The sequence below is a fragment of the Paenibacillus alkaliterrae genome, assembly GCF_021532375.1.
In the GTDB taxonomy this organism is placed as follows: Bacteria; Bacillota; Bacilli; order Paenibacillales; family Paenibacillaceae; genus Pristimantibacillus; species Pristimantibacillus alkaliterrae.
The window spans coordinates 1-3,814 of the sequence record NZ_JAKGAP010000136.1 but is presented as its reverse complement, the minus strand read 5'-3'; the positions used below and the strand labels follow the sequence as shown (position 1 = coordinate 3,814).

3 protein-coding genes and 2 pseudogenes are annotated in these 3,814 nt (G+C 47.3%); all 5 read right to left on the bottom strand.

Features of this window, described 5'->3' with window-relative positions; genetic code table 11:
• Positions 1 to 41: 41 nt before the first annotated feature.
• Entirely contained in the window at positions 42 to 287 is a 246-nt protein-coding gene (locus L1N85_RS26620) for a hypothetical protein (RefSeq protein ID WP_235242036.1), read from the bottom strand.
• Positions 288 to 420: 133 nt separating this feature from the next.
• Positions 421 to 1,188 carry a hypothetical protein gene (locus L1N85_RS26615; RefSeq protein WP_235242035.1) on the bottom strand — a complete coding sequence of 256 codons (768 nt, stop codon included), beginning with the start codon at positions 1,186 to 1,188 and terminating at the stop codon, positions 421 to 423.
• A gap of 209 nt (positions 1,189 to 1,397) precedes the next feature.
• Positions 1,398 to 2,852: a GMC family oxidoreductase gene (locus L1N85_RS26610; protein ID WP_328285300.1), complete on the bottom strand. Its 1,455-nt coding sequence runs from the start codon at positions 2,850 to 2,852 to the stop codon at positions 1,398 to 1,400.
• 120 nt (positions 2,853 to 2,972) lie between these two features.
• A pseudogene (locus L1N85_RS27780) lies at positions 2,973 to 3,068 on the bottom strand (hypothetical protein); the annotation flags it as partial.
• Between the two features lie 371 nt (positions 3,069 to 3,439).
• Positions 3,440 to 3,814 (bottom strand): annotated as a pseudogene (locus L1N85_RS26605) (IS1634 family transposase); the annotation flags it as partial.

The following is a 3,814-nucleotide window of genomic DNA, read 5'->3' as shown; positions in this document are numbered from 1 at the left end:
AACGTTCATTTTAGAGTAAATGGCAGCAAATTAAAGCAATTCTACGATCGATATCGAATAAGAGGTGCAGTGTCCACAATAAGGGTGTTTAACCGATGTGTCATGCCACAGAACAATAATTGATACTCCTTGTCATCTGCAAAATCATTAAAGAATAAATCCATTGTTCCGTCATTTCTTTCCCACGCTATTGCCTCAATCATGGGAGTACACTCATCTTTCCAATTATCCACGTGTAAATGATTCCCTGTATAGTGCTCAGTATCGAAGTAATCGTGCTCGTTCATAAGAAATCATTCCCCTTACTGTCATTTCTTCAAAATAAACACTAAGAAGAAACCGACCGTAACCATTGATAGCAATAATGAGAGAACAGTGATTTGAACCTTAATGGTTTGCGAAAATTCTCCCTTAGTTAAATCATCTTATTTCATAAACATCTTTTTGCCATACGTCATTTACAATTTTTCCACCAGTTAACCTGATGATTTTTGCATCTTCATCTTGGTCAACAAGATACCTGCTTTCGCTATAAATACCCAATAACGGCTCGATATTATAAAACACATGAACCTCTGAAAGCTTATTGTTCTCATATGTGTATTCCTCATAGTAGAGGTCAGCGTCTATCTCCATCCAACACACGCTTTGTTCGTACTTAATAATATTTCCGTTATTATAAGCACATTTAGACACTACGTGCAGCTTACCCAAATGATCGAATTCAACTCCATAAACAATATTTTTTCGATAAATTAAATATTCTTCATCAAAACGACTATTGGGTGTTGTAAATTCATTTATACCCTTTACTCGGATTAATCGATCGTCCTTATCAAATCCATATTCATAAGAGTAGCTCCCGAATTCGGGTATTTTCTTTTTAAACAATCTGCCCCGTTTCTTCCCGCCAACGATTAAATCTAATACTGGACTTGGACAATAATACCCTCTATGTATGGTTTCTCCGCCTTTTGAATATTCCAGTCTCACGACTTCTTTTTCCACAGAAGCCCGTAATTCAGAAAGTTTGTCTGCATATTCGTGTTTAATACTGATTAACTCTGTAACATCATTCTTAAAAGCATTTAATATTGCTGGATCAAATTGACGAGAAGCCTTCAATTCAGCTATCATCTTAGCCGTTGATTCATTTATTTCAGACATCATTTTTTCAAATTCATCCATTCCATCACCCACTTATCATTTTGTCTTCTTCTTGCACTATGAAACATTATTGCAAGTTAGCTTAACAAAGAAAGAGAGCAGCTGCCGCAGCAAACTGCTCCTTGTTTGTTCAACGATCATTACTCGTCAGCGCAATGACAATCCGAGGTTTTGGCGAACTTTTAAAAGGTTCAATTTATTTTTTGACACTATGCTTTCCCATCATTTCGCTACCCTTGTTTCACCAGGTTTTCTGCCGTGCGGAAAGCCAAGGCAAGAATCGTCAACACCGGGTTCACGCCGCCATTGGTCACGTGCACAGCACCGTCGCTCACCCAGAGATTGTCGTATCCATGTACGCGACCTAAGGGATCAGTGACGGATGTCAAAGGGTCATTTCCCATGCGCAGCGTACCCGCCTGATGCTGCCCGGCACTAAGCCCGCCACCTGGCCGAGTTCGCCATACCTCACGTGCTCCGGCGGCCCAAAGCCACTTCTCTGCTTGCTCTGCCAGCATGGCTGAAGCTCGAAGAGACTCGGGATGGACACTTCCGGAGAGTTGGGCTACGGGCATGCCAAAGCGATCTTTGACCTCCCTCGATAGCCGCACTCTGGACTCGGCGCTCGGGATCTCTTGGATCGGTCCCTGAATTTGGCTGGTGCGCAAGTAACTCTCGCGCATTGTTTCCTTGCCTGCGCTCCCCCATCGCGCCGCATCCGGCGCAAGAGCTCGATACCAGTGAATGAGCGGCAGCCGAGTGAATTCGTTAGCAAGCAACCCTCCCCCGATAATTCCGCCTTCGTTACTATGGTCAAAGCGGAAGGTGGCAATACTCACCCCTGGACCAAGACCATCTTGAACCGGTTCATCAAAGAGGCCGTAAGCACCTGAATAGACATGGCCTTGAAGGTTTCTTCCTACTTGTCCGTTCCGATTGCCTATTCCATGCGGTTCCGAATCACTTGCCGAGTTGAGAAGGAGGCGTGCGCTTTCGATGGCTCCGGCGGCAACCACAACATGCCCAGCCCGCACTTGCCGTCGCTGGATTGAGCCCTCCATTTGCTGCACAAGACGAACTCCGGTGGCATGCTTTCCTCCCTCGGTATCGATGCGCTCCACCGTGGTATCGCAGATCAGATCGCAATTACCGGTAGCGATGGCCCTCACTAACATCGTATTGTGCCCGCCATTCTTACTGTTGGTCGGGCAGGCAAATCCGACACACTGGCCGCACCGTCCACAAGCCGGTCGACCGTCCCGATCGATGGAGTTGATGAGGAGAGGCACCGGCCCCACTTCCCAACCCAACTTCTCTGCCGCACGAGCCAGGCGTTCTGCTTCCAGCGTACGCGGCAGCGCTGGCATTGGATAAGAGCGTTGTCGCTTCCCGCGTCCAGGGTGGTCATTCCCATCACCGGAGACGCCGACTTCCCACTCGGCCCGCACATAATAAGGTTCGAGTTCCTCATAGCGAATCGGCCAATCGCTTAGCGAACTCCCGTCTGGTATCCCATAGCGACTCGCCATACGGAAATCATCCGGATGAAATCGCCATGCCTGCGCCCCGTAGATCCGTGTTCCACCACCCAACGTCATTGCGTTATTATGATAGTCGCCTTCAAAAGGCGCGGTGATCCGCTCGTCCCCGCCCGCCAATAGAATCGTACGAGGGTTGCCTTCCAATCCTGGTCCCGTGTTATGGCCATATTTGCTAAAACGATGGTTACGCAAATGATCGCTGCCTACCTGACTGTATCGAAGCCAGCTTCCGCGCTCAACGACGAGAACGTGAAGCCCAGATTCAGCCAATACAGCCGCCGCAACCGAGCCGCCAGCCCCTGCTCCTACGATGATAACATCATACTGGTCCCGAAGCTGATCGAAGGGTCTTTGCGGCAAATCGGTTTCTGGGGCCGGCGCATGGCTCTATGTTCTTCATTCTCCACTAACCATACTTTTGTAGGCTAGCGTACGCAGGTAGCCTTTCAAGGTCAAACTATTAGATCTATTTAAATATAGCTTCATATCCATATTATACTTTTCACCGAGTTGTTCAAGTACTTTCCATTCCTTGTTCAGCCAAAAACATAAACGGGCGTCTTCGTCGTACATCTCGCTTTTCGCATGAAAAAATATGACATAAAGAGATATAATAACCAATATTTTTTATGAAATCCGTGCATGCAGGTATCAACGACATTTCATGCGATTGTTCAACACATAGCGATCGAATTCGACAAATGCAGAGCGGAATCCGACTTGCTTTGAGCCTATCGTCCGGTTTTTTCGACTGATTGCGCGGTGTAGATAGCCATATCGTAGCCGGCCAGCCGTACGACTCGCTTCACGTTGTCATTTACATGGGCAGATACGGTTCGAATCGTACGACCTTCCACCTGTACCAGAATGACTTGAATACTTTTCAGCATCGCAAGCAGCATCTCTGCCGTTGGGTTAAAGCTTTTACGTTTACCCGGCAGAATGAGAGGCTCCGTTTCTTGCTTCATATTCTCCCGAACACGCCATTCCAGAAGACCGTAGAGAAGCAGCGCCATGATAAACACCGTTCCTAGCGCCTCGATCCGCTTGGGTTGCTTCAAATAGATGGCATCCAGAATCGTGGGATCCTTGAGCAAGCGGAAGCG